The organism is Photorhabdus akhurstii, from assembly GCF_018448925.1.
In the GTDB taxonomy this organism is placed as follows: domain Bacteria; phylum Pseudomonadota; class Gammaproteobacteria; order Enterobacterales; family Enterobacteriaceae; genus Photorhabdus; species Photorhabdus akhurstii.
The window spans coordinates 1-3,365 of record NZ_RCWE01000063.1 but is presented as its reverse complement, the minus strand read 5'-3'; the positions used below and the strand labels follow the sequence as shown (position 1 = coordinate 3,365).

Below are 3,365 nucleotides of genomic sequence, written 5' to 3'. Positions count from 1 at the left end.
TCAGCAGTTATTCTTTTGCTTTTTTAAGCAGTGGCAATGATAAAGCGCTGGCAGTCGCCTTTATGGTGAAATTCTTATTAAACGGCAAAGAAGCGGTCAGTAAGGTGGATTATAAACGCCGTGAGCCACTTATCTGGTGGAGTAAAGATAAAAGACCTGCCGATTTAGAAGCTCAAATTCCGTTGATTCTGGCAGAATTGGATCGCTTAGGTCCCCCTGATGAAGATCTTTCCGAATGAAGAAACGATTAAAAAATTTACTCAAAAAATGGTTTCCCACTATTCATCCAATGCCAGCCCAACGGCTGGCCCGCTGGGAAAAAGAAATTCTGGCGGTACCACCGGATATTAAGGATGAAAAAACCATTAAACATGTGGAGATACTAGACAACCTTAATAATAAGGAGTGCTGGGTTAGGAATCCTCAGCGTCGTTATCGGAGTATTGTTCTAATTCCAGTTACTCTGGGGATTATTAGTAGTCTGGTGTTAAATGTTAACGATTTTATGGAATCGAGAAAAAAAAATGAAGCGTGGATTCATAGTTGGGTAAACTTGGCGAAAAAAAAGTATGGAGAAGAATTTTATCTACGGAATGATTTACCTGATTATATGGAAGATGCTCGCTATATTGGTAATGATGAAGAAATTTCACTAAGGAAATATTTATATTATCGTTATACTTTTTACCCAAGCAGCACCCGATTGCTCATAATTGATATAAGTTTCTTTCTGCTCTATCTATTGATTATTCCACCCTTTGTATATTGTATATTTTTTTGGCAGAGTCAGGCGCCATTAATTATTGACCGTGAACGACAGATTTTCTACACCTGGTATAAAGGTAAAGCCTATGCCGCCCGTTATCCACAATTAGGCATGGTGGAAAAAGCTAATATTTTGTATCTCAAAGTCTACGGCCTGGATGAAAATAATAACCTTATCGGACGCGGCTTTATTCCTAATGTCAGCAGCTATACTTTTGCTTTTTTAAGCAGTGGCAATGATAAAGCTCTGGCAGTCGCCTTTATGGTGAAGTTTTTATTAAACGGCAAAGAAGCGGTCAGTAAAGTGGATTATAAACGTCGTGAGCCGCTTATCTGGTGGAGTAAAGATAAAAGACCTGCCGATTTAGACGCTCAAATTCCGTTGATTTTGGCAGAATTAGATCGCTTAGGTCCCCCTGATGAAGATCTTTCCGAATGAAGCAACGATTAAGAAATTTACTTAAAAAATGGTTTCCCACTATTCATCCTTTGCCAGCCCAACGGCTGGCACGCTGGGAAAAAGAGATTCTGGCGGCACCGCCAGATATTAAGGATGCAGAAACCATCAAACATGTGGAAATACTGGACTATCTTGATGATAAGGAGTGTCATATCCGCAATCCTCAACGCCGTTTTAGGAGTATTACTCTAATTCCTGTTACACTAGGACTAATTACCAGTCTAGTGTTAACTGTGAATGATTTTATAAAAGAACGAAAGGATACTGAATCAGATATTCATTCCTGGGTAGAGCTAGTAAAAGAAAAATATGGAGAAAAGTTTTATCTGCGTAACGATTTACCAGACTATATGGAAAATGCCCGTTATATTGGTAATGATAAAGAAATTTCATTAAGGAAATATTTATATTATCGTTATACTTTTTTCCCAAGTAGCTCTCAACTACTCATAATTGATATAAGTTTCCTGCTACTTTACCTACTGGTTATTCCACCTTTTGTTTATTGCATATTTTTCTGGAGACGTCAGGCACCATTAATTATCGACCGTGAACGACAGATTTTCTACACCTGGCATAAAGGTAAAGCCTATGCTGCCCGTTATCCACAATTAGGTATGCTGGAAAAAACCAATATTCTGTATCTCAAAGTTTACGGATTGGATGAAAATAATAACCTTATCGAACGTGTCTTTATCCCTAATGTCAGCAGTTATACTTTTGCTTTTTTAAGCAGTGGCAATGATAAAGCGCTGGCAGTCGCCTTTATGGTGAAGTTTTTATTAAACGGCAAAGAAGCAATCAGTAAGGTGGATTATAAACGCCGTGAGCCGTTTATCTGGTGGAGTAAAGATAAAAGACCCGCCGATTTAGACGCTCAAATTCCATTGATTTTGGCAGAGTTGGATCGCTTAGGTCCCCCTGATGAAGATCTTTCCGAATGAAGCAACGATTAAGAAATTTACTTAAAAAATGGTTTCCTACTATTCATCCATTGCCAGCCCAACGGCTGGCACGCTGGGAGAAAGAAATTCTGGCAGCACCACCAGATATTAGGGATGCAGAAACCATCAAACATGTGGAAATACTGGACTATCTTGATGATAAGGAGTGTCATATTCGTAATACTCAACGCCGCGCTCGGAGTATTACTTTGATTCCTGTAACACTAGGACTAATTACCAGTATGTCATTGACAATAAATGACTTCATAGAAGAACGAAAGAGTAATGAATCAGAAATTTATCATTGGGTTGATGTCGCTAAAAAAGAATATGGGGAGAAATTTTACCTACGTGATGACCTGCCTGACTATTTAAACGGTATGAACTATATTGGTGATGATAAAGATCTGTCCCTGAGAAAGTACTTACATTATCGATATAATTATTATCGATATAGTGACTACCTTTTTAAGGTCGATATAGGTTTTCTTCTGCTCTATCTGTTGATTATACCTCCTTTTATCTGGGCCGTCTTTTTTTCACGCCGACAAGCACCATTAATTATCGACCGTGAACGACAAATTTTTTATACCTGGTATAAAGGCAAAGCCTATGCCGCTCGTTATCCACAAGTAGGCATGGCAGAAAAAACTAATATTATGTTCCTCAAAGTCTACGGCCTAGATGAGAACAATCAACTTATCGGGCGTGGTTTTATCCCTAACGTCAGCAGTTATTCTTTTGCTTTTTTAAGTAGTGGTAATGATAAAGCGCTGGCAGTCGCCTTTATGGTGAAATTCTTATTAAACGGCAAAGAGGCGGTCAGTAAGGTGGACTATAAACGCCGTGAGCCGCTTATCTGGTGGAGTAAAGATAAAAGACCCGCCGATTTAGAAGCTCAAATTCCATTGATTCTGGCAGAACTGGATCGCTTAGGTCCCCCTGATGAAGATCTTTCTGAATGAAACAACGATTAAAAAAATTACTTAAAAAATGGTTTCCCACTATTCACCCACTGCCAGCCAAACGACTGGCGCTCTGGGAAAAAGAAATTCTAGCAGTACCACCTGATATTAAGGATGAAGAAACCATTAAACACGTGGAGATACTGGATTACCTTGATAATAGGGAGTGCCATGTTCGTAACACTCAGCGCCGCGCTCGGAGTATTACTTTGATTCCGGTAACTCTAGGAC

Annotated in this window: 4 protein-coding genes and 1 pseudogene; all 5 read left to right on the top strand. The window is 39.1% G+C overall.

What is annotated here, in order from left to right:
* Positions 1 to 239: pseudogene (locus tag EAE93_RS23580) on the top strand (hypothetical protein); the annotation flags it as partial.
* Positions 236 to 1,204 carry a hypothetical protein gene (locus EAE93_RS23575; RefSeq protein ID WP_214040700.1) on the top strand — a complete coding sequence of 323 codons (969 nt, stop codon included), beginning with the start codon at positions 236 to 238 and terminating at the stop codon, positions 1,202 to 1,204. The pseudogene EAE93_RS23580 and the gene EAE93_RS23575, both read left to right, overlap by 4 nt.
* Positions 1,201 to 2,169, top strand: coding sequence for a hypothetical protein (locus EAE93_RS23570; RefSeq protein ID WP_214040699.1), 969 nt, complete (start codon positions 1,201 to 1,203; stop codon positions 2,167 to 2,169). Before EAE93_RS23575 ends, EAE93_RS23570 begins: the two co-directional genes overlap by 4 nt.
* A complete protein-coding gene (locus EAE93_RS23565) occupies positions 2,166 to 3,134 on the top strand; it encodes a hypothetical protein (RefSeq protein WP_214040698.1) in 969 nt (322 codons plus the stop codon). The genes EAE93_RS23570 and EAE93_RS23565 overlap by 4 nt, the downstream gene beginning before the upstream one ends.
* The coding region (locus tag EAE93_RS23560) for a hypothetical protein (RefSeq protein ID WP_214040697.1) at positions 3,131 to 3,365 on the top strand (235 nt) is incomplete at its 3' end. The genes EAE93_RS23565 and EAE93_RS23560, both read left to right, overlap by 4 nt.

Excerpts from the sequence above, each read along its gene's own strand:
- EAE93_RS23565 (WP_214040698.1), top strand. The coding sequence starts at position 2,166 with ATGAAGCAACGATTAAGAAATTTACTTAAAAAATGGTTTCCTACTATT.
- EAE93_RS23575 (WP_214040700.1), top strand. The coding sequence starts at position 236 with ATGAAGAAACGATTAAAAAATTTACTCAAAAAATGGTTTCCCACTATT.
- EAE93_RS23570 (WP_214040699.1), top strand. The coding sequence starts at position 1,201 with ATGAAGCAACGATTAAGAAATTTACTTAAAAAATGGTTTCCCACTATT.